Source organism: Actinoplanes sp. NBRC 103695, assembly GCF_030269485.1.
GTDB lineage: Bacteria > Actinomycetota > Actinomycetes > Mycobacteriales > Micromonosporaceae > Actinoplanes.
This window is the reverse complement of sequence record NZ_BSTL01000032.1, coordinates 39,896-59,972: the sequence shown is the minus strand read 5'-3', so window position 1 is coordinate 59,972 and position 20,077 is coordinate 39,896. Positions and strand designations below refer to the sequence as shown.

16 protein-coding genes are annotated in these 20,077 nt (G+C 69.8%); all 16 read right to left on the bottom strand.

Features of this window, described 5'->3' with window-relative positions:
* Positions 1–239: 239 nt before the first annotated feature.
* The 16 genes from QSK31_RS39990 to QSK31_RS39915 all read right to left on the bottom strand — a co-directional run bounded on the left by QSK31_RS39990 (position 240) and on the right by QSK31_RS39915 (position 19,923).
* A complete protein-coding gene (locus tag QSK31_RS39990) occupies positions 240–857 on the bottom strand; it encodes a hypothetical protein (RefSeq protein WP_285689982.1) in 618 nt (205 codons plus the stop codon).
* Between the two features lie 389 nt (positions 858–1,246).
* Positions 1,247–1,786 (bottom strand): hypothetical protein, encoded by a 540-nt coding sequence (locus QSK31_RS39985; protein WP_285689981.1) that lies wholly within the window; start codon positions 1,784–1,786, stop codon positions 1,247–1,249.
* Between the two features lie 386 nt (positions 1,787–2,172).
* Positions 2,173–2,361 (bottom strand): hypothetical protein, encoded by a 189-nt coding sequence (locus QSK31_RS39980; RefSeq protein ID WP_285689979.1) that lies wholly within the window; start codon positions 2,359–2,361, stop codon positions 2,173–2,175.
* Positions 2,362–2,916: 555 nt separating this feature from the next.
* Positions 2,917–3,207 carry a hypothetical protein gene (locus QSK31_RS39975; protein ID WP_285689978.1) on the bottom strand — a complete coding sequence of 97 codons (291 nt, stop codon included), beginning with the start codon at positions 3,205–3,207 and terminating at the stop codon, positions 2,917–2,919.
* 65 nt (positions 3,208–3,272) lie between these two features.
* On the bottom strand, positions 3,273–3,737 hold the full coding sequence (locus QSK31_RS39970) for a hypothetical protein (RefSeq protein ID WP_285689976.1): 465 nt from the start codon (positions 3,735–3,737) through the stop codon (positions 3,273–3,275).
* An 80-nt stretch (positions 3,738–3,817) separates the two neighbouring features.
* On the bottom strand, positions 3,818–4,246 hold the full coding sequence (locus QSK31_RS39965; protein WP_285689975.1) for a single-stranded DNA-binding protein: 429 nt from the start codon (positions 4,244–4,246) through the stop codon (positions 3,818–3,820).
* 490 nt (positions 4,247–4,736) lie between these two features.
* On the bottom strand, positions 4,737–5,741 hold the full coding sequence (locus QSK31_RS39960) for a bifunctional DNA primase/polymerase (RefSeq protein WP_285689974.1): 1,005 nt from the start codon (positions 5,739–5,741) through the stop codon (positions 4,737–4,739).
* Positions 5,742–6,342: 601 nt separating this feature from the next.
* Positions 6,343–7,260 (bottom strand): hypothetical protein, encoded by a 918-nt coding sequence (locus QSK31_RS39955; protein WP_285689973.1) that lies wholly within the window; start codon positions 7,258–7,260, stop codon positions 6,343–6,345.
* Between the two features lie 242 nt (positions 7,261–7,502).
* Complete coding sequence (locus tag QSK31_RS39950) at positions 7,503–9,335, bottom strand: ParB/RepB/Spo0J family partition protein (RefSeq protein WP_285689972.1); 1,833 nt, start codon at positions 9,333–9,335, stop codon at positions 7,503–7,505.
* A gap of 309 nt (positions 9,336–9,644) precedes the next feature.
* The gene (locus QSK31_RS39945) at positions 9,645–10,559 is read right to left on the bottom strand and encodes a DUF4192 domain-containing protein (protein ID WP_285689971.1); all 915 of its coding nucleotides are present in this window, start codon (positions 10,557–10,559) and stop codon (positions 9,645–9,647) included.
* Between the two features lie 201 nt (positions 10,560–10,760).
* Complete coding sequence (locus tag QSK31_RS39940) at positions 10,761–12,002, bottom strand: hypothetical protein (RefSeq protein WP_285689970.1); 1,242 nt, start codon at positions 12,000–12,002, stop codon at positions 10,761–10,763.
* Positions 12,003–12,269: 267 nt separating this feature from the next.
* Entirely contained in the window at positions 12,270–13,331 is a 1,062-nt protein-coding gene (locus tag QSK31_RS39935; RefSeq protein ID WP_285689968.1) for a DUF932 domain-containing protein, read from the bottom strand.
* Positions 13,332–14,549: 1,218 nt separating this feature from the next.
* Positions 14,550–15,038, bottom strand: coding sequence for a hypothetical protein (locus QSK31_RS39930; RefSeq protein ID WP_285689967.1), 489 nt, complete (start codon positions 15,036–15,038; stop codon positions 14,550–14,552).
* Positions 15,039–15,148: 110 nt separating this feature from the next.
* The gene (locus QSK31_RS39925; RefSeq protein WP_285689966.1) at positions 15,149–16,708 is read right to left on the bottom strand and encodes an ATP-binding protein; all 1,560 of its coding nucleotides are present in this window, start codon (positions 16,706–16,708) and stop codon (positions 15,149–15,151) included.
* Between the two features lie 398 nt (positions 16,709–17,106).
* Positions 17,107–17,610, bottom strand: coding sequence for a DUF5983 family protein (locus QSK31_RS39920; protein WP_285689965.1), 504 nt, complete (start codon positions 17,608–17,610; stop codon positions 17,107–17,109).
* A 135-nt stretch (positions 17,611–17,745) separates the two neighbouring features.
* A complete protein-coding gene (locus tag QSK31_RS39915; RefSeq protein WP_285689964.1) occupies positions 17,746–19,923 on the bottom strand; it encodes an ATP-binding protein in 2,178 nt (725 codons plus the stop codon).
* Between the last annotated feature and the right edge of the window lie 154 nt (positions 19,924–20,077).

Below are 20,077 nucleotides of genomic sequence, written 5' to 3'. Positions count from 1 at the left end.
AGTGCGCAGTCTCCAGGCGCCCATCGGCATTCCTTTCGTACAGGACTCGGTTCCAGTGGGTGATCGCAGAGATCCGTCCTCGCTGGCGCGGCGCCCTCGAGCCTCGATGACGAACAGATGTCGACACCGGGCAGCGGTAAGCACCCGGCGGTAGCCAGCGAACTCGCACGATCAGGCGGTTAGAGCAGTCAGGCCATCAAGGCGCCCGGCCGGCGAACCGGCCGAGCCGCCTGTGATATCTACGGCCGCAGAGTGGGCGTAGCCATCTCGGTGGACTCGGCCGCGACGGTGAAGTCGGCCGTGACCCCGGCCCGCAGGGCATGTGCCATGCCGTCCTCGTCAGGCGCCTGGCCGTCCAGGTGCTCGTCGGTGACGGTGAAGGCGACCGTGTACGTGGTCACCGGAAGCGGCACCTCGTCCAGCTCGTAGGTGTCGATGAGCTCGCGGTACAGGGTGTGACACTGGTCCCAGTCGTAACCGAGGTCGTAGGCTTTCCTGATCGCCTTCTTCAGGCGGGCCTTCGTGATGAACGGATCGGTGCCTTCGGCGGCGGTGAACCGCTCGACCACCGGCCCGGAGTCGGCCGGGGTTGTGGCCTCGGGATAGCAAAGCTTGCAGGAGGGGCCACATCCGGGCTCGGAGCTGGCCTCCTCGAATGCCAGCCCGTCGTTCAACGCCTGCAACGTGACGTCCTCGGCGGTCGAGCACCAGCCGTTGGCACTGACGTGGCGGCGGATGCTGGCCAGGACGTCGGACAGATAGACCGAGCCCTGCGGGGCGGCTGGCCGCTCGTCAGTGGCGGAGGGCTGATCGGCCGCGGTGGCGGGCGTGGTCTGGTCGACGACGTTCTCGGTCATACTGGGTGCCTCCATCAGGCTGTATCTGATGCGGCCCGCCCTGCGGGACCGAGTGGGCCCCGGCGCTGGGGTGCCGCGCTGACGGGACCGGTCAGAGCACGCACGTGGGCTTAGGGGTGCAAGCCCCGTTCGAGTCAGAAGATCTTGGCGTCGAGCGAAGCGAGATGGGTGTGGGCCAAGATGTTCTGCCGGGTCTTGCACGCCTGGCCTGGGCGGGCTGACCTCGGGTCCCTCAGCGAGCGGCTCCAGCGCTGCGTGGGTTGCTCGCTACGAGGGTGTGCGACGTGCAGGCGTGGAGGATGCTGCTGCCAGGAAGAGGCGAGGCGGCCAGCCGCAGTTTTGCTCGCCGGTCTCGAGGCGGCCTCGGTCAGCGACCGTGGCCTGGTGGGTCAGTAAGGACGGTCTTCGCGCTGCCCGCCGGTGCACGTGGCGTCGGGTGGCAGGGTGCGGACGAGGCGGTACAGCGACGGGCCGTCGGGGTAGCGGCGGTAGAAGTCCTGCAGTGCTGTGTGCGCTGCGATGTCGCTGTAGTCGCGTGCAGCGAGCCGGTGCACGGAGTTGACGACGTGGTTGAGGAAGTACGCCGGCCAGGTGAACATCCTCATCGCGGCGATGCGCCCGGTGCCGGCGTGCACCAGGAACGTGAGGGTTTGGCTGTGGGTGCCGCGCGGTATCGGCACACCGGCGAAGGGTTCGCTGAGCCGGTTCGGGTTGAACGGGGCGTCGTTCCACGGCGAGTCGCCGTACTTGAACAACAGCAGGCCGTTGACGCCTTGCTCAGTCCAGGCGAAGCGTGGTGTGCCGGACTCGACGGCGGAGATCTCACGCCGACTCGGGGCGGTCAGGAAGATCGCCAGCCGGGTGCCGCCGTCGGAGTCCAGCCACAGGTGCGAGCCTTGTGGCCAGCTTGGGCGGTCGGAGTCGAACAAGTCGCCGACGCGATAGAGGCGACCCTCGTCTACCGATGTGCGCTGGTCAGGAAGGTGGGCTGCGCATGACGCGCCCGTGTTGTGGAGCCAGCCGCGGTGGGGTTCGGAGATCAGCCACCATGGCTGGCCGGGGTCGAGCCGGTGTCCACCGGCGTCGCAGTGTCGCACTGCAGGCGATGGGCGGTAAGGGCCGGTCACGGATATGGCGTCATCCATCGTTTGATTCCTTGCTGAGTCTGGGTGACAGCGGTCTGGTGGCAAGGCCTATGGCACGGCGTAGCAGCGCCTCCGAGATCGAGGCGCCGTCGCTGACGCGTTGCGTGCACGCGCGTAGGTCCTGGCGGGTGCTTCGCCAAGGCGGCACACCCACCAGGACCGCAGGGAGATCAGTGCAGCGAGAGCAGGGCGAGCAGCGGCGTCTTCTCCAGCACCGCCAGCGCGGCGACGTGCGCGGCAAGCAGCCCGGCGACGTGCACCAGCGGGTGGGCCAGGTGACGGGTGGTCGCGCGCAGCGACCGGCGGTCGGTGGCTGGGGCGGTCGGCTCGGTGGTGGTGGCCTCGGTGTTGTCGTTCATGGCGCTGCCTTCCGGGTAGCGGAGGGTGCGGCGTCTGCCCGGTTGGCACCGGGGTTGCCGCGCTGACAGGCCATCGGGGGAACGGCACGGCGGCGGCTGGCAAGCCAGCACTCGGGTCAAAAGATCTTGGGAGCGCAGCACGGGAGGCGTTCGTGAGGGTTAGTGCTGCGCTTCCAAGATGTTTTGCCGGCTTGCCTGACTGTTGCCGGGCCGGTCATCACTGAGGACTGGCGAACGCGGCGGCCGGGTGTCGCCACCGCGTTCGCCGGGCCGGCTGCGCCGACCGGTTCGCCGGGCTGACACACCCGGTGAGCACCGGGCCGCCTGCGCCGCGCCGGTGCCTTGTTCGGCACGGCCCTCCGTCTCCTCTACTCAGGTGTTTCTGGCGGCGGAGACTGTTACCCGCCGGGTTCGGTCGTGCTGACGCACGTATGCAGTGGAATTCGTCTATGACACCGGGCGCCAGGTGTATCGGGTGGCGTTGATGTCATGCAACCGGCGGCGCTCCGCCGAGGAGTGAAGCCGAACAGGTGCTCGTCGTGGGCGAGGCGGGCGTTAGTCGGCGAGAGGATGGCCCGGCCAGCGGGCAGCATCGGGCCACGGCGCCGTCTCATCCGGGCCGTCGACCGGTTCGGCGTCGAACCACGAGCAGCACGGGTAGATGTGTGGAGTGCCGGGGTCGGCGTAGCAGTCGCTGCACGGCCGAGCCACGTGCGGCGTCCGGCACTCGGCGCTGTGCTCGAAGTACCAGCCGCGGCAACAGGTGACCACTCGCACCTGGATCGGCGTGAGCCGGATCGGCGTACCGGATAGGGCGGCGCCGCAGGGGTTGGGCAATGCTGTCAAGCAGCGGACCTCCTGAACGACGAAAGGCCGGCCCGCACACGCGGGCCGGCCTGGATGCGATCGGGTTAGCGGTGATGCACGAGCTGCGGGTCGGTCACGACGTCAGGCCAGCTGGCGGCGGCGATGTTCTCGCCGTGAGGGCTGACGACCAGGTCGCCGCTGCGCTGCCGGCGCGGCGCGGTCGGGGCGGGCGTGCTGCCCGGCAGGACCACGATGTCGGCGGGTGTGATGTTGATGACCGGCTCGTCGCTCTGGTCCAGGTAGGCGAAGAACTTCTTGACCGTGACGAGGACTTCGGCGCCGGGCCGCAGGGAGCGGGCGAGCAGCATCTGATCTTCGTCCCAGCAGGTCACCTCGAACTCCATCGGCGTGGTGGGCACCCACTTGCCGTCTCTGCGGTAGCCGGTGCGGTGCACGATGCGGAACTTGACGAAGGCTCGCCCGCCGCTGGTGTGTCCCTGCTCGTAGCGGCCCCGAACGGTGCCCTGGATCAGACTGGAGAAGATCTGCTTCGACGGTCCCTGGCTCATGACGACAACTCCCCGGAGGTGGTTCGAACTGGTCGGCAAGGAGGCCGGGGCCGGCCGGATGACCGGCCCCGGGCTGGCGGTCAGGCGGCCTGCAACTCGCGCTCGGCCTCGGGCTCGGCGGTGGCGGGATCCCACGCGTCGCCGGCGGGGCGGTCGCTGGGCACCGGGAGGGCTCCGGTGAAGCGCATGGACACCGACACGTTCTCGGCGGTGACCTCGAGGAGGCCACCGGGGGTGCCGTCCGGTCGGGTGAAGGCCCACACGTTCAAGTCGTCGCGGGCCCTGACGACCACGGTGTCGCCCTTACTCAACTCGGCACACCGTTCGGCGAGCTCACCCCAGACGGTGACCTGCGCCCACATGGGGGCCGTGTCGACCCAGTCGCCTCCGACCTTGCGGCGACGATTGTGGGCGACCCGCAGCCGGCACAGCATCTGCCCGCTTTTCGTGATCTCGAGCTCGGGCTTGAAGGCGAGGTTGCCCTCGAAGGAGAAGCTGAACTCCGACATGTACTTAGCTCCCGTTCACGTGGTGCGATGCGGTCCGCGAAGCTGCTCGGATCGGGTGATCCGGGCGCCGCGGTGCCGCGCTGACGGGGCCGGTCAGAGCCCGCACATAGGCCGAGGGGCGCAGGCCCCGTTCGAGTCAGAAGATCTTGGCGTCGAGCGAAGCGAGGCGATGTTGGCCAAGATGTTCTGCCGGGGCTTGCTGCCCCTGGCCTGGGTGGGCTGACCTTCGGGTCCCTCAGCAGCGGAACCAATCGACGTCCTCGGACCGCCCCAGCCGGGATGACGGGACCGTCACGTGTGCACGTCTCGGAGCAGCCGTCGTTGCCCTCCCGTGGGGACCGGCCCGCCTGCGCTGGCTCGGGCCACGCAATGCAGGTTCGGCATGCGGGTCGCGTGGGGGTCGTCGCGCCGCGACATAGTGAGCGGGCGCCGTCCTGCCGTTGGGCGGGGTCGAGCTGGGGAAGTGCGGTGGGTGACGGCCCCGCTGGCGTCAGCTGTGTGGTCCCGGCCAGGTCTGAACCGGTACTTTCCTGACACGACGTGCGACGGCATTCTGCCGGGTATCGAGGCGCCGGGGATGACGCAACCCGGCTCGCCACCCGGACGACAGGGTGCGCTGGATCTCGGCGCGGCTCAACCCTGCGCTCAGGGCAGCCTCGGTGAGTTCGCGGCGCACGGCTGCCTCGTCCATGGGGGTGTACGCGGCCAGTTGCCCGAGCCGGAACGCGGCCCGGTTCAGCGCGTCGTTGCGGCCGCCGCCGCTGATGCGCCGGCCGCCGCTGATCACCGGCCGCGGGGCACGACGCACGCGATCGGCTTCCCCGTCGAGCGCCGCCTGCACGTAGCGGTCCAGATCCGCGATCGGGACCGCCGGTGCGCTGACCGGCGGCGGTGCGGGAAGGATCAGGGCGCGCAGTTGCGGCGGGCAGACCGGCAGGTCGGCGTGCTGCCAGGGCTGCTGGAATGTGTACCGGGTTCCGCTGTGGTGCAGCGACGGCGGGGCGACGACCAGGCCGCCGCGACCGCGCCAGTCGACCCCGGGTGCGATCGTGACGCGGCTGGCCAGGTCGCTGGCGGCGTACCACAAGTGCCAGCCGGAGCCGGTACGGATCAGCGGTCCGGGCGGGCGGATCACGTCGAGCAGGTCGAGAACGATGTGCAGTCCGCTGCTGGTGTCGATGTCGCAGACGTCCAGCACCGTTCCGGTGATCAGGCCGATGTTCGCGTGCGGCCACCGCGCCCACCACGCCCGGATGGCCTCCGGCTGCCGGGAGGCATCGTGCAGGCCGCGACGAACGCGGGGATGCTTGCCCGGTGAGCCACAGGCCTTACCGGCTCGGCAACTGCAGGCACCATCCGCTCCCGGGGTGTGCAACGGCAGCACCGCGATACCCGCTGCGGCGTAGCCGATCGCGGCGGCCACCAGGTCTGCCGTCGTAACCGGCGGCCCTGGTTCGATCCGGTCGATCGGATTGGTCGGCCAGGAGGCGTTCACCGTTCACCTGCACAGCGCTGGCACTGACGGGCCGCGGGGCACACGTGCAGAGTTCGCCCAGAGGCGTTGCCACGGTCGGAAGGCCGACGAACCGCGATCAGCAGGCGCGGTGTCGAACGCCCGGTTCGCTGGGACCGGTCGACGAGGCGTATGTGAGACACGACGCAGCCGTAGAGCGCGGCGGGGCAACGGTGACCAGACCGCGGCGCCGGCGCCGAACGCGGATCACAGATGCCAGGTCTGCGTGCGAGACGAGAGGGGTGAGGCACAACGGCTCCTTGGATGATGGCGGTGCTGCACGACCGCGCAGATGAGCAGGCCGACTGGGTCTACTGATCGGCGTCGTGGACAGCCGTAAGTGGGAAGTGGTGGAGCCCGGGTTGGTCGCGGTGAACGGCGGCGGTCACCGCGGTATGCGGGGCCGCGTTCCGCGGTCGCGGAACACGGCCCCGCGGTGATCGGTATTGCAAGCAGGGCAACAGCACCGTCGTGTTCACACCCGCTGGAAAGCTGGGCTCTGGTGTGGGTGCCGGCGGCCGCGAGGGTTGCGGCATGCCGGCCGACATCGGCCGGCATGCGTGCGGGTGGTCAGGCCGGGTGGTCAGGGCCGGGTTGTCCAACGGCCGGGCTGCGGTCCGTCGGCAGGGTAGCTGGGCTGGTGCTCGTGATCGAGCACGGTGGCATCAGGACGACTGGGCTGCCACTGGCCGTCCGCTACGGCAACCGCATGGCAGCCCGCGACGATGCAATGCCGCGCGATCGGCTCGAAGGCGACGCCGTAATGGCTCGCATCGTTGGTGCTGACATACAGCGAGAGCGGTCCGTCGGGGTGCAGCACCCGATGCGCGCCTGGCGGAACGCTGATGAGGTGGGTGAGCTGCAGCGACCAGCTCGCTGCGGCGTTGCGGTAGTGGTCGCTTTCGGTGCCGTACGCGTCGGCGAGCTCGACCAGGTGCTGCTGGCAGGCGGCGACGGTGGCGGCGGCGTCACGGCTGATGTCCAGCCGCACCAGATGAGGTTGGTCCTCGATGGGATTGAGCAGCGGGGTGGGTACGGCAGGGTCGTCGTAACCGGCCGGCAGCAGCGCGGCGAGGTTCATGCCGGTGGAGGTAGCCGCGCCCCACGTGTAGGCCCGGTCGACGATCGTGGTGACGATGGCGGTCCACTGACTGATCGGAATCGCGTACCTGTTGCGGTCGAACAGCGGGTCGTCGCGGTGGTCACGGTAGGTCCGTCCGTGCCCGGACAGGAGAGCGTCGAACACCGCGGTGACAACAGCCTCGACCAGCTCGTGCGGGCCACTGGCATCACCATGGATCCGCTCACGAACGTTCTGCAGCTCGGTATCTGATAGAGGTCGCCGAACGGTGTAGACGTTCGACGGCGGCGTGGTAGCAGTGAACCATGGCTTCATGGCGTAACTCCGAAACTGGAAGACGCCTCGGCCCGCCAATGCGGCGCGCCGAGGTGGTGGATGACAAGAGCTGGTCGGTGCGCCGCCACGGTGCAGGGCCGCCACGGATGCTGTCGCCGAGCAGATCGGCGGTCGTCCGGGCCCTGACCCGTCTGACGATGGGTACCAACACGGCGGGTGACCGCACCCGACTCACGACTCCGAGCTCCGCCCTTGGCCAGCGTGGACCTCTGGCGGTGTGTCACCGATGGCGGCGGGAGCGGCGGTTGGTTCGACCGCACCTGACGCGGTCTGTGCGCAGCGTGCTGTGTCCCCCGACCTGGCGAGGGACACAGCACACGTGAGCATCAGGCAGCGTTGGAGACTCCGGCGGGGCTGTGCAGCTCATCGGTGTTGTCGGCCGTTACCTCGTGGCGGTCGAACGGTGCCTCGATCACCACGCCATCCGCCTCATCCCCGCCTTCCGCGAGCACATCGTCGTGCTCGTCGTGCTCGCCGGACGGGGCTGCCTCCTCGACGCCGGAGACCACTGTGCTGTCTGCGCTTACCTCGTCCGCGTCCTGGCCCTCGCCATCGGTGTCGTCGTCCTCGTCGATCTCGGCATCTTCGTCGTCCTCTGCGGCGGTTGTTGCCGTCCAGCTGAGGTAGAGATCCTGCTCGTCGTCGGTCAGCGGGTAGTTGCGCTGGCGCAGCTCGTCGTACCAGGCGACGGCCAGTTCCTTGTAGATCCACATCCTGTGCGGCTGGGTGGTGCCGCTCAGGTTGTACTCGAGCGCGCAGATGTACTTGGCGACCAGGCTGCGGCGCAGCCGGTCCTCCCCAGCGCTGGCGAGGGTGCCGTTGTCGGAGCCGCCGAGAGCGCGGTACAACTCGTCGAGGTCGTCGGAGCGGCCCATCGTCTTGCCGAGGGTGGCCGCCCGCAGCGCCGGCACGAACAGGGCGCGGGCGCCCTTGGCGGTGCCGAACTTCGCGACGATGAACTCGCGGCGCACCGTCGCGGCCAGCGTGAGCCGCTCGAGTCGCTCCTGCTCCTGCTGCTCGGCGAGTTCCTTAGCGGCAAGCTCCTCCGGGCTCAGCCCGCGGTACGCCGCCGCGACCTCCTTGCGGCGGGTGTAGCCGTGTTGTGCCGGGTCGTCGCAGTAAACGACGGTTCGGGCCTGACCGCCGTCCTTCTCCACGTAGGCGTGGAAGCCGGGCTGGGTCTTGACCGCGTCGACGTCGACCGGCTGACCGTCGGCGTCCAGGAGCAGGTCCGCGCGGACGGCGGTGCCGTCGTAGCCGATGCCGCGCGGTTTGGGTGTCACGTCGACGTTCTCGAGGACCAGGTGCGCCTTGGCCACCTCCCGGTTGCGGGCGTAGGTGCGCTTGTCGCGCAGCCGTGACAGCTCGTGCTTAAAGTCGTACTCGTTCTTGAGCTTGTCCAGCAGCTTGCTCTGGGCGTCCTCGTCGTCGGCGAACTCCTCCAGCGCGAGCGCCTGGTCGAGGGTGAGGGTTCCGGCGTTGAGTGCACGCTGCGCGGTGCTCGGCAGGGACCGGGCCTTGATGGCGGTGCAGACCTGGGCCACGTCGGTGCGGCGGGCGTCGGCGATCTGCTGTTCGCTGAGACCGAGGTCGAGCAGCATCTGGTAGGCCTCGGCCTGCTCGATGCCCTCCAGGTCCTTGCGGTGGTCGTTGAGTTCCAGGAAGTGCAGGATGAGCTGGATGTCGTCGTCGGTGCCGGCGATGAAGCACGGCAGTTCGAAGCGTCCGGCTTCGATGGCCGCCTGGCGGCGCCGCAGCCCGTCGACGACGGCGAAATGCTCGACGGGTTCGGCGTCCTCGTCCGGCTCGCCGTTGGCGTCGGTAGCCGGGAAAAGGCCGAGGGAGCGCACGACCAGCGGGGCGCGGACGCCGATCAGGCGCACGGAGGCGATCAGATCGTCCAGGTCGCCCAGGTGGGTGCGCTTGAAGCCCTGCGGTTCGTGCACGAAGCGGGCGTCGAGCAGCCCGGCGCGGAACGGCAACGGGTTGCCGTCCTCGCCGGTGTTGAGGTGCACGGGCCCCTCGATCACCTCGCCGATCAGAGCGGGCTCAGCCGGAACCAGCTCGGTGCCGGCTTCGGTGGTGGCCTGGTCGGGCTCGGCAACGTCGTTGTCCGTAGCGGTTTCGGTGATGGTCGTGTTGTTGGCGACGGTGGTCACGATGGAAAACCTCCACATAGAGCAGTGATGGCCTGCGCTCGGGCGGGCGCCCGAGTGGGGCTGGCCTGATCCGCCGGGGCCGGCCGATCGGAGTGAGCCCGCAGGGCCCACCCCCGCGGTGACCTCGATGAGGCGGCGGCTGGTAGGGGTGGGCTTGCGGGGGCGCGCCGCGGGCGGCCAGGATCAGCGGCTAGCACCGCCGGCACCCGACCGACGTGCGAGCTGACGAGACAACCGCCGTGGGAAACCGCGGCGCGGTTCTTGGTCGCTCCAGCGGGCTGGCGAGGCACGCTTTAGCGGCGGCAGACGTCAGTGGCTGGTAGGGCGGCGCAGCCGGTGCGCGGGCGCATGCGTGCGCATGACGCTGGTCACCAGCCGGGTCAGCCGGCCACCGGGTCCTTCACGGACGGCGCGGTTGCACGCCACGGTGGCCAGCGCGTGTTCGCCGCGTAGCCACGCGCACCAGGCGGCCAGCGTCGCCGGGCCGCAGACGTAGCGGTCCGGAACGCGGCGTGTCACATCCAGCCACAGATCGCGTTGCCACATGCACGCGCACATGGCGTCCCACGCCGTTTCGAGAACCTCAGGGTGGGTCAGGGCGAGGGACAGCGGTGCCAGCTGACCGGCGGTGAGGCGGTGCCCCCGCAGCACCGTGGCCAGCACGTCTTCGAACAGCTCGGGGACGTCACCATCCGGGGCGAGGGCCGCCAATGCTCCCTCGGCCTCTGCCTGTGCAACGAGGTCGGGGGCGACCAGCGTGTCCAGGGCCTGCCGCGACGGCAAGGCCACCTTGCCGGCGACGGCGAGCCGGGTGGCTATCGGGCTGGGGGTCGGGTCGATATCCATCCCGCGGCTGGCCGGGCATGAACAGCCGTCAAGCAGACACACGCACCTCGAGCCGGTGACCCACAGCAGTGCGTGCAGCGGCCAGAACAGATCAAGACTGCGGCCGATCGCTGCCAGGACGGGCCGCGACGGGGGCGGACCGTAGCCGATGAGCGCGATCTCGGCGCACGGCTCGGCCGGGGCCCGCAGCAGCAGGTGCCCGCTCAGCGCGTCGGCCGAGAACCGCACCGGTTCGGCGGCCACCCCAAGGATGCGCTGACCTGCGCCGAGGTACACCGCGACGATCTCGCCGCCGGGGTGATAGCCCAGCAGGTACGGCACGGCGCCGAGCAGATCCTGTGGGTTGCGGACGATGGTCTCAGATGAAGGGTCAATCATGATCGTAAATGCCTTCCAGCAGAGGGCAGGGCCGGGCGTACGGCAGGCCGGCAGCGAAGGTGGGCGTAGGAAGGCGCTGGATCTTGCGAGTTCGCCGGGTCACGCAGGGGCGTCAGCCTTGAACCGACGGCCGGGTCTGGGCGGGCGTTCTCCTGGCGCGCTACGTCGATGGCGCTCCCCGGCTCGGACCCGGGGCACCGGCTACTGCCCGTCGGCAGATGCCTGCCCAGGGGCGTCCGGCCTTGGCGGGAGTGCGCCGAGCACCCGCACGGTGGTGGTCGCCCTGATCGGCTTGTCCCGTGGACCTCTCAGGTGGGGTCGGACGACGATCCAGTCGCGCAGCGCCCGCCCTTGCCCAACCCACTGATGGCGCCAGTGCGGGGTCACCCACCAGCGGTATTCGTGTTCGGTCCCGCCGCTGGTGCTGGCGTGCCGGGTGGAGATAGAGGTCGATCGAGTACCGCGGATGCGCAGCAGCGCTACTTCGGGTTCCGGTCGCCGGGTGCGCCGGTAGGCCCGGCTGATCGACCTGTCGACCTTCGCCGGGGTTGTTTCGGCGAGGCGCTGGCGGATGAGCCGCCAGGTCGTCAGCAGCGCAGCCGCCGGGTGGGTGGCGGTGACGGGTTGCCCGGGGCGCAGCGTGACGGCGAACGCGGGGATCAGCCAGCCGACCTCGCCGCGCAGCTGCTGCAACGGCCCGGGTGCGAGTCCGTCGCCGATGCTGCGGTACCCGACGAGTTGCACCGCGTCGCCGTGGCTGTTCCACGATGCGGCCACGCAGCGCCGGCGGGCGTCGACCGGCTGCGCCCAGGCGACGAAGCCGTGCGCGGCCGGCAGGTCACCTGGCACGAATCCCATGCGCGGCAGGACCCGGGCGGCGTTGCGGGTGAGGACGGTGAACTGGTTGTCGATCCAGTACAGGCGGGAGTACGCCAGGCCGGCCGCCAGCGATGTGCGGACCGGGTCGTGGCTGAGCCCGAACGGCAACCGAATTTCCCCGGCAATCAGTGCGGCCAGCCGGTCGCGGACTTTCGGCAGCGTTGTCGCCGGCAGCGGCAGCGCATCCCATTGCCCGTCGGCGGTCAGGGCCCGGCCGGGCCGCAGCCTGGTGAGAACCTGTCGGAGCATGTCGGCCAGGTGCGCCACTACCTCGGCGGCGAAGGCCATACCGTGCGTCAGGATCCGGTCCAGCAGCCCGGCCAGGTTGCGGGCTTCGACCAGGGCGGCGCACCCGACGCAGGCCGACCAGCGTCTGCCGTAGTCCCGTACGACGGCGCCGTGCGCAGTGTCGACCTGGATGAGGATCCGTTGGGTCGTCGCGTAGACGAACAAGATCTTGGGGTCGGTGCAGAAGTCGCAGACATAGGTGGCCTCGACCGTGTCGGCGGCCACCGGCACGGGCGGGTGGTCGGCGTCCTTCCAGATCGGATGCTGGTAGGACACGAGACCGGAGGGCAGCTCTGCGTACCGATCGAGCGGACTGCCGCAGGTGCCGCACACGAACCGCGGCATCGGGGTGTTTGAGGGGTGGGACTGGCCGACGCCGTCGGGCATGGTGAGGCTCGGCGTTGCCCGTACGGCGAGGGGCTCTGCCGTGGTGGTGTGCCGTTGGGGTGGCAAGGAAGACCTCCGGAATGCAAGGCAGGGCGCCCACCAGCACGGTGGGCGCCCTGCAACGTGAGCGAGGAGTGACCGGACGGCGGGTCTACGTCAGGCGGCTGCGGCGGCCAGGTGCAGCGCCTTCGACGCGGTGGTTTCCATCCGGTAGGCCGCGTCGGCGTCGCCGATGCTGCGGGCCACGGAGGTGACGGCCTGCATGATGCCGCCGGCGCTGAGGTCGGCCCCGGCGATGAAGTGCGCCAAGATGGCGTCCTGCTGGTCCTTGGTGTAGTGCAACTGTTGTGAGACGACCTTGATCGTGGCTTCCGGCTTGCGGACCACGACACCGGCCGCGCGTTCCAGATCGGCGACCGCGCGGGCGACGAAGTCGACGTTGAGGTAGGCGCGGATCGTGTCGACGGTCTGTGTGGTGATGAGCTGCAGCAACGTTCGCATCGTCTCGGCGGACGGGTCGACGATGCCGTCCTCGTCGGTGATGCGGGCACCGATGTGGGTGCGCCCCACGGCGCCGCGCTCGACGGTCTGGCCGTTGCGGCACACCTCGATGCGCAACCATGGGGCCAGGGAGTACCGGCCCTCTCCGGTCTCGGAGTTCTGCAGCAGGAACCCGCCCGAGATGACCGGCAGGTCGCTGCCGCGGCGCCCGTCGAACGGGCTGCGGTAGTTACGCAGGAGCTCCGGGGCGATGACCTGCACGTCGGGGGACACGAATCGCACGTACATGCGGCGGTCGGTCAAATCGCATGACGCGATGTCCACCGCGACGCCGGCCTTCTTGATGCCCTCGATCGCGGCCATCAGCACATCGAGGTTGTCGATCCGCAGATACCGGTCGGACAGGAACGCCCGTGCGGTGCCGTCACCGCTGTCCGGGGTGCGGCGCAGGCAGCGCACCAGGAACCGGCGGTCGTCGCGTTGCAGCCAGCTGTTGACGTTGTCGTCCAGCAGCGGCACGTTCTCACGCGCCATCCGGCGCAGGTAGGGCACGGGGATGTCGAGCTTCGCCGCGATACCGCCCAGCGCGACGTCCGAGAGGCTGAACTGCCCGGCGGTCAGGTCCACGCCGGTCGAGGTCAGAATGGGAGCGGTGCGGGCGATGATCAGCCGTCCGCCGTCGGAGTGCATGGTCGCGGCGCTGGCGTAGACGTCCACCGACCGGGCATGTTGATCTCTGAGCGTGCTGATCAAGCGGTTCAGGCCGATGTGGCGGTTCGGTGCCACGGTGAGCGTGGGCTGGGCCATAGAGGGTGCCTTCCAGGTGGGCAGCCACGATGACGGTGGCGGCCGGGCGGGTACGCCCGCCGCAGTCCGTAGTCGGCCGGGGCGAGCGCGTGCTGGCCCCCGGTGCCGGGGCCGTGCCCGGCCGGCCGGAGCGGCAAGGCGGCCAGGACGAGGAGATCTCTGGCCGAAGGCCAAGATGTTCTCGGACCGCCTTGCGCCCGGTGCCGGGTCGGCCACCGTGCCCGGCCAGCACCGCCGCCCCCGCCCATACACGGGGTCGGCTGACGAGGGCTCCGCGTCTCGGTTCTGCACGGGCGGCCCCACATCGATGGGGCACGGCCCCGCCACGTCCGATAGGCCGTGACCACGTGCGCGAGACGGCGGTTCACCTGCGCACCACCGGCTGCCTGAGCCTGTGAGTGCCCGGTGCCCGAGTCAGGACCGACGCGATGGTGGTGCGTCAAGGATCCAGGTGGCGCCGACGCGTGCCGGGTATCGGCCGCTGCTGGCGGGGTGACCCCGATACCACTGTGGTGAGGGATCATCGGTCCGTGAGCGCCGGCGTAGCACTCTGCTCGGGCGAGGTGCGGTGCCTGCCGGGCAGTCGATGTAGGACTCTGACATCAGGCGGGCGAAGTCGACGTCGGACGCGAAGGCGACGTACTCTCCGCGTGCGACGGTGCCGCCGAGCCGGTCGCAGCATGACACGGACACCGGGTACCAGCCGGTCACGGCATAGGTGACGGTGTGGCCGCAGGACAGGTCGAGCTCGAATACGCAGCGCCGATGCTGCTCGCGGGGGCCAGCCTCCGGCCGGCCAGTGTTAGTGCTCGGGTGGCCGGCGTCGTTGCAGGGCCGGCAGGTCGGCCCGCGTTCGGTGTCGTAGCCGGCGTCGCAGCTCTCGCACACAATCCGCAGGCAGCTGCGGCACTCGCCGGAAGCGATCACGCCCAGGTCCGTGTCGCAGAATCCGCATGTGCCGGTCAGGCAGGCCGTGGTGTGCTGCCCCCGACGGTGGCGGTGGCACGGATGCTCAGCCACGGCGACCCGCTCCGGCAGCGGCGGCATCGTGGTCGTCTCGATGCGATGGCGCACCGATCGCGGCCGATACCCGGCGTGCCCGGGCAGGGCGGAGAGCGTTGCGGACGGTCATGATGCGCTCCCGGTGAGATCGGCCGCAGTGCGCACCAACTCGCGATAGACCTGGTCGGCAACATCTATGACCACGGCGAGCACCCACCGTGGCAGATCGTCGGCGCCACGGAACACCTCCGGGAGCAGCTGGCCCGAGGCCACGGTGATCCGGTCGGCGATGGTGACCATGACCAGGAAGCCGCCGTCGCGGTAGTCACCGCCGACGGTTGCCTCGATACCGACGGCGGCGACCGGCGCCGCGACGTGCAGGACCTGCTGTTCGCAGCAGTGGTCGATGAACGCCGCGACGTCCGTGCCGAAGTCACGACCGCCGGGGTCCATCAGCGTGAACACGACCGGTAGATCATCGGTTTCGCCGGCCATCAGTTCATCCAGCCGGGCCAGGTCAGCCCAGATGGCCGGTCCAAGACTGGCTGAGCCCGCCGTCCGGTCCTTGGCGAGGCACCGTGCCAGCGTTGCGCGGACGAGGTCTATGAGGAACATGCGTTGCTCCTGAGCATCGACTCGGGGCGCCCACCGCACCGGTGGGCGCCCCGATTAGCGAATAGCGGATTGGAGTGATCACCTTCGCCGGGGCCGAGGGCGGCGAGGGATCAGCTCGTGTGACGCTGTGGGTGATGCAGCTCGACGGCGGTGTCAACGGCATCCCGGTCGGGGCGGCCGGCACCGCGCAGGTCGCTGACCGTCCAGGCGAGCCGCAGCACCCGGCCGTAGGCCCTCGCGCTCATCTGGCCGGCATCGAGCAGCCGCCGGAGTCCCTCCGTTGCCGACGCGGGGATGCGGAACGTAGGTCGCCACAAGACGTCCTTCGTGACTTCCGCATTGGCGGAGAAGCCCTTCTGCGTCCACCGCGCGGCGGCCGCTGTCCGAGCTGCGGCGACGCGCGCCGCGACCGTTGCGATCGGCTCACCGGCGGTGGCTGCCCCGGATGTCGCCGCGATGGTGACGGCGATGTCCAGGCGATCAGAGATCGCGCGCAATTGACTGCGGGAACTCCGGCCTGCCGGAGGGCTGCACTCGTGGCTCGCGCTGTGACCGGTCGAGCAGAGACATGGCCTGGACGTGGCGATCAGCTGAATGTCGGCCGGGAACGTGGTAGTGCCTCGTGCGTGAGCCAGCTGGACGATGCGGCGGTCGAGCGGCTGACGCAGGGCGTGCAGGACCTCCGGCGCGAAGTCTGCGGCGTCGCGCAGCAGCAGGACGCCACGGTGCGCCAAGCTCACCACACCCGGCCGCCGGCCGCCGATCATGCTGGACACTGAGATCGTGATCCCTGGGACCATGAGCGGCGGGCGCCGGATCAGCGCGTCCACCGGGTAACCAGCGGCGGCGTGCAACCCGCTGACTTGAACGGCCTGGCGATCGTCAAGATCCGGCAGCAGAGATCGGAGCTGTTCGCCGATCAGCGCCACGGGAAACTCCGGTGCGGCGCTGACCCCGAGGTGATGTCGCCCCGCAGCGGCGACCTCGAGGGCGAACGCCGCCGGCGTCATCCACGCCGGAAGGTGCATCAGGTCCGCCTCAGCGGAACCTTTATCTGCCGTCGCGATGTCGCCGGGCAGCGCAGGTAGTGGTGGTTCGGTGCCGGTGGTGGCCCAGGTGACCAACTCCCTCAGGGAGTTGACGGCGATCACGTGCGCGCCGGGGACCAGCATCGCCTGCCGGGCGTTGGCCGCCGGCACCACGACCGTGTCGTATCCCAGGTCGGCGGCTGCGGCGACCAGGGCGAGCGTGTCGCGGACCGGGCGTACTGCTCCGTCGAGCCCGACCTCGCCGAAGAACATCGTCTCGCTCAGCGCAGTGAACGGAACGTGCCCCATAGCGGCCAGCACTCCCACGGTGACGGCCAGATCGGCGCTGGGAGGCACCGGCCAGGTGCCCGCCGGGGCGAAGGAGATGACGATGTTGCGATCCGGCCACGTCAGTCCGGTGTTGCGGATGCCGGCGTACACACGGTCGCTCAGCTCGGGACGGGAGGCCCCTTCCGGGCCGACCGCGACCAGGCTGCGCCCTCCGGTCAAAGCGCTCACCTGCACGATCGCTTCCCGGCACTGGCCGCCGTCTGCGGTCACCGTCGCCACGCTCAGCGCCGTCATGCCGGCCACCCCACCGGTCGAACCCTGTGACATGTCGCCGCCGGGCTGCGTCGGCACGCGGGTACCGCAGACTTGCGGGAAACCGGCTGACCCGCGAGTAGAGCATGGGCATGGTTTTTGATGCTGGACAAGGACGACCTCCAGAGCCAGTACGGGTCCCGGCCGCCGAGGTGTTGCGGGGTCTGCCGGGAGGGACGGCACGAACCGGCCCACCCGTCGTGGTGCCGGTGTCCAGCCCCGGCCCTGCGGTTTGACCGCGTCGCAGCAGATGTTGATCCTCGGAGTGATGTCTTGTATCGGTCGATGGCCGGTGGCTTGACGACGGCGCGCGCGGGCGGGACCGTGCCCCGTCCCATCCAGGGCAGGCGCCCGCGTCCGCGGCTACCGGAACAGGACGCCGCCCGGGGCGGCCTACGGCACGTCGAGACCGAAGGGGATCGGCGATGTCATGCCGGTCACCAGTCCCACGAAGCGAGGCCGTCCACCTGATCGGCATTGGCATCGAGTTTCAGGTATTCGGCGCCGAAACGGTGCGCGTATTCCCACAGCGCCCACACCACGTCAGGCACGGTGTCGGGGTGGTGCACGCGGTGCACAGAAAGATCACCGGGCACAACCACAAGCCAGCCGTAGAGGGTGTCGTGGGCGGTGACTCCGTAGTAATCGCTCAGGTGAGCGCAGACCTGCTCGGGGAGGTGGTTGGTGGACAGGTCGAGCACGTTCATGATGCGCGGACCCCCGGTCGCGGCCCTCAACTGCGCGCGGGCGCGGTTCAACCAGCCGTGCAGCTGTTGTTCGGAGCCGGCGACCTGGATCCCGTCCTCACCGTTGACCGTGATGATCGAATACGTGCCGTCGGGATCGGGCTCGTCAACGTCTTTAGAAACGGCGAATGTCTGTGCTGCGTCGAGGACTGTGACGTCGTGTTGCGCCTGGACGCGTTCCAGTCTGATCAGCATGCTTTCTCCCTGCTGCGGTGAAGGATTCGGTCGGGTGATGTGGTTCCGCGCCGCGCACGGTGGCGCCTTAGGCGTGACTGGTCGGAGCGCCAGGACGGTTTCTCTGCAGGTGGGCGATGCTGCGGAGCCGCGCCGCTATGCCGGAGTGGCGTCGAGCCGCAGGCGCTGGCGTTCGATAGCGAGCAACGTCCGCGCTGGGGCATGCCAGCGGTCATCACCCATGACCGCGGTCGTCTTGCCGTCGATCAGGTCGTGCAGCGCGGGGATCTGCTCGGCGTAGATCCCGCCAAGGGCCTGCAAGTCGGCGCAGGCCCGCAGAGTGGCCTCGCGCATCTTCTTGGTCCACGCGACGCTCGAACGGCTCGCGGAGTGCGGTTGCAGCCGTCCGTTGAGGCCGCCGTCGTGATCAGGCGTGCGGTACCCGGCCCGGCCGCGGACATCATTCGGGTCAGGCCGGAACCCGCGGTGACGGGGGCGGCCGTAGATCGGGCCTTCACACAGGTGGTATCCGAGCCACACGACCGGCGGATGCACACCGGCGGCCTCGGCGAGCAGGGCAACTTTGTCGTAGTCCCACGCTCGGCCCCCGCGTTGCTGCCGGTGGCCGGCGACCTTCGGATGCGTCAGCGTCCGCCAGTAATCCGGATGGACCCCGGTGGAGGCGACCAAGTCCTTCTCGCCGGTGAAACCGCCGGCGGTAAGGGCGTGCGGCAACTGGTCGATCAGCAGGTGCGCCAGCTCGCGGCGTACTCCCGGCACCGCCGGATCGTCGGCCGGAGCCAGACGCAGGACACGGGACCCCGCCGCCAGCGCCTCATCGGACAGCTCGGGAAGAGCGTCACCGGCCGCGAGATAGTCCAGCAACACCGCGGCGAAGTCGCCGAGCATCCGCTCGAAGCCGCGGCTGCGGTCGTGATAGTCGCGCACGGGCCGCCACCGGCCGCCGCCGCGGCGCCCCACGCGGTGCGCCGCCTCGTGCAGCAGCACGTGTCGTGCCTGATGCCGGCTGCTCAGAACAGCGCGGTGAACGGCGACGTCGTCGGTGCGTGGGTGGTAGAAGCCGTCGGAGCATGGCGACTCCTCGCTGTCGGAGTACACCCGGACCCGGCCCAGAGCGAAGGGGCCGATCGCCCGGCGCACGAGCTGCACGGTCTCGTCCAGCACCTCGCGTTCAGCGGCGGTGAGCTGTTGCAGAGGAACCCACGTCGTTTTGTCCCGGGTGCGTTCGTAGTGCCGCACCCGGCGGGTCCGGGCGACCTCGACACCCAGTCGTTCCATGAACGCCCACAGTTGCTCCTGGGGCAAGCCCTCGGCGGTGAGTTCGGTGTAGCCCTTGTCGGCCAGGTCGAGCTTGGCTTCCTCGTTGCCCGAGAGGGTGAAGAACGTCAGCGTGGGCAGGTGGGTGCGCGCCCATGTCCGCCATGCGGCCCGGGCCCGCGGCAGGCGGATGTCGGCGAAGTATTGCTCCTGTTCGCGGAGTTTCCCGCCGTCCAGGACGTGCTGGGCGAACCGGCCGATGATCTGCTGGTCTACGCTGCCGGCGAGGATGGCGCGGACCGCGTCGCGCAGGGCGCCGGCTTCGATGACGGTGCGGTCGCGGTTCTGCAGGCCTTTGGCGTCCAAGGGCAGGTCGTAGGAGGCGAGCAGACCGGGCGTGGTGGTGACCAGGACGCCGCCGATCCATACCCGCCCGGGCCGGCCGGTGAGCACACAGGTCCCGTTGCCCTGCGACGGCTGGTAGCCGGGCTCGCTCAGCGACCGGAACCGGCTGATGGCCTCGTCGGCGAGGTCCTTCGGACAGGCGACGGTGATGAGCGTGCCGCGGTTGCGGTCGCTGCGGTGCAGGTGGTAGACGAGGACTTCGGTGCCGTCGGCGGATCGTGACGGCACGATGCCGTCGAGCAGCCGGCGGCGCTCGACCGACGGGGTGAACCCGTAGCCGACGGTGTCGTAGCGCACCTGACCGACCTCCGGGCTGCGGGCCAGGACGAGACAGGCAAGTTTCTTGCCTTCGCCGAACTGGCCGATCTGCGCGTCGGTTTTCGTCGAGTACCCCAGGACGAGTCCCTCTTCGGGGATGCCAGGGCCGTCGTCGCTGATGGTCAGGACTCCGTCGGCCCACCCGACGTGGGCGCCGGGGTCTTCGTCGAGGGCGTTGGCGATCAGCTCGCACAGCGCCCGCACGGGGGTCCACGACTTCACGTATTCCGGCGAGATCGGGTACGCCAGCGTGTCGACCGAGACAGGCTCAGCGGTGACGGGGGCGACGGTTGAGTGGTGTTCCGCAGTGTCCGCAGGTGGGAGGTTGCCCACGAGATATCTCCTTGCTCAGTGAGAAAGGGGCATGGCCCGGCCGCGGCGCGCGGGGCGGCGGGGGCGCGGCCGGTGAAAGAGCGCGATGCCGGCGTCGTCCTGCAGGCGGGCGGCAGCAATTTGCAGCGCGGCGCCGGCCGCGATGTGCGGCAGC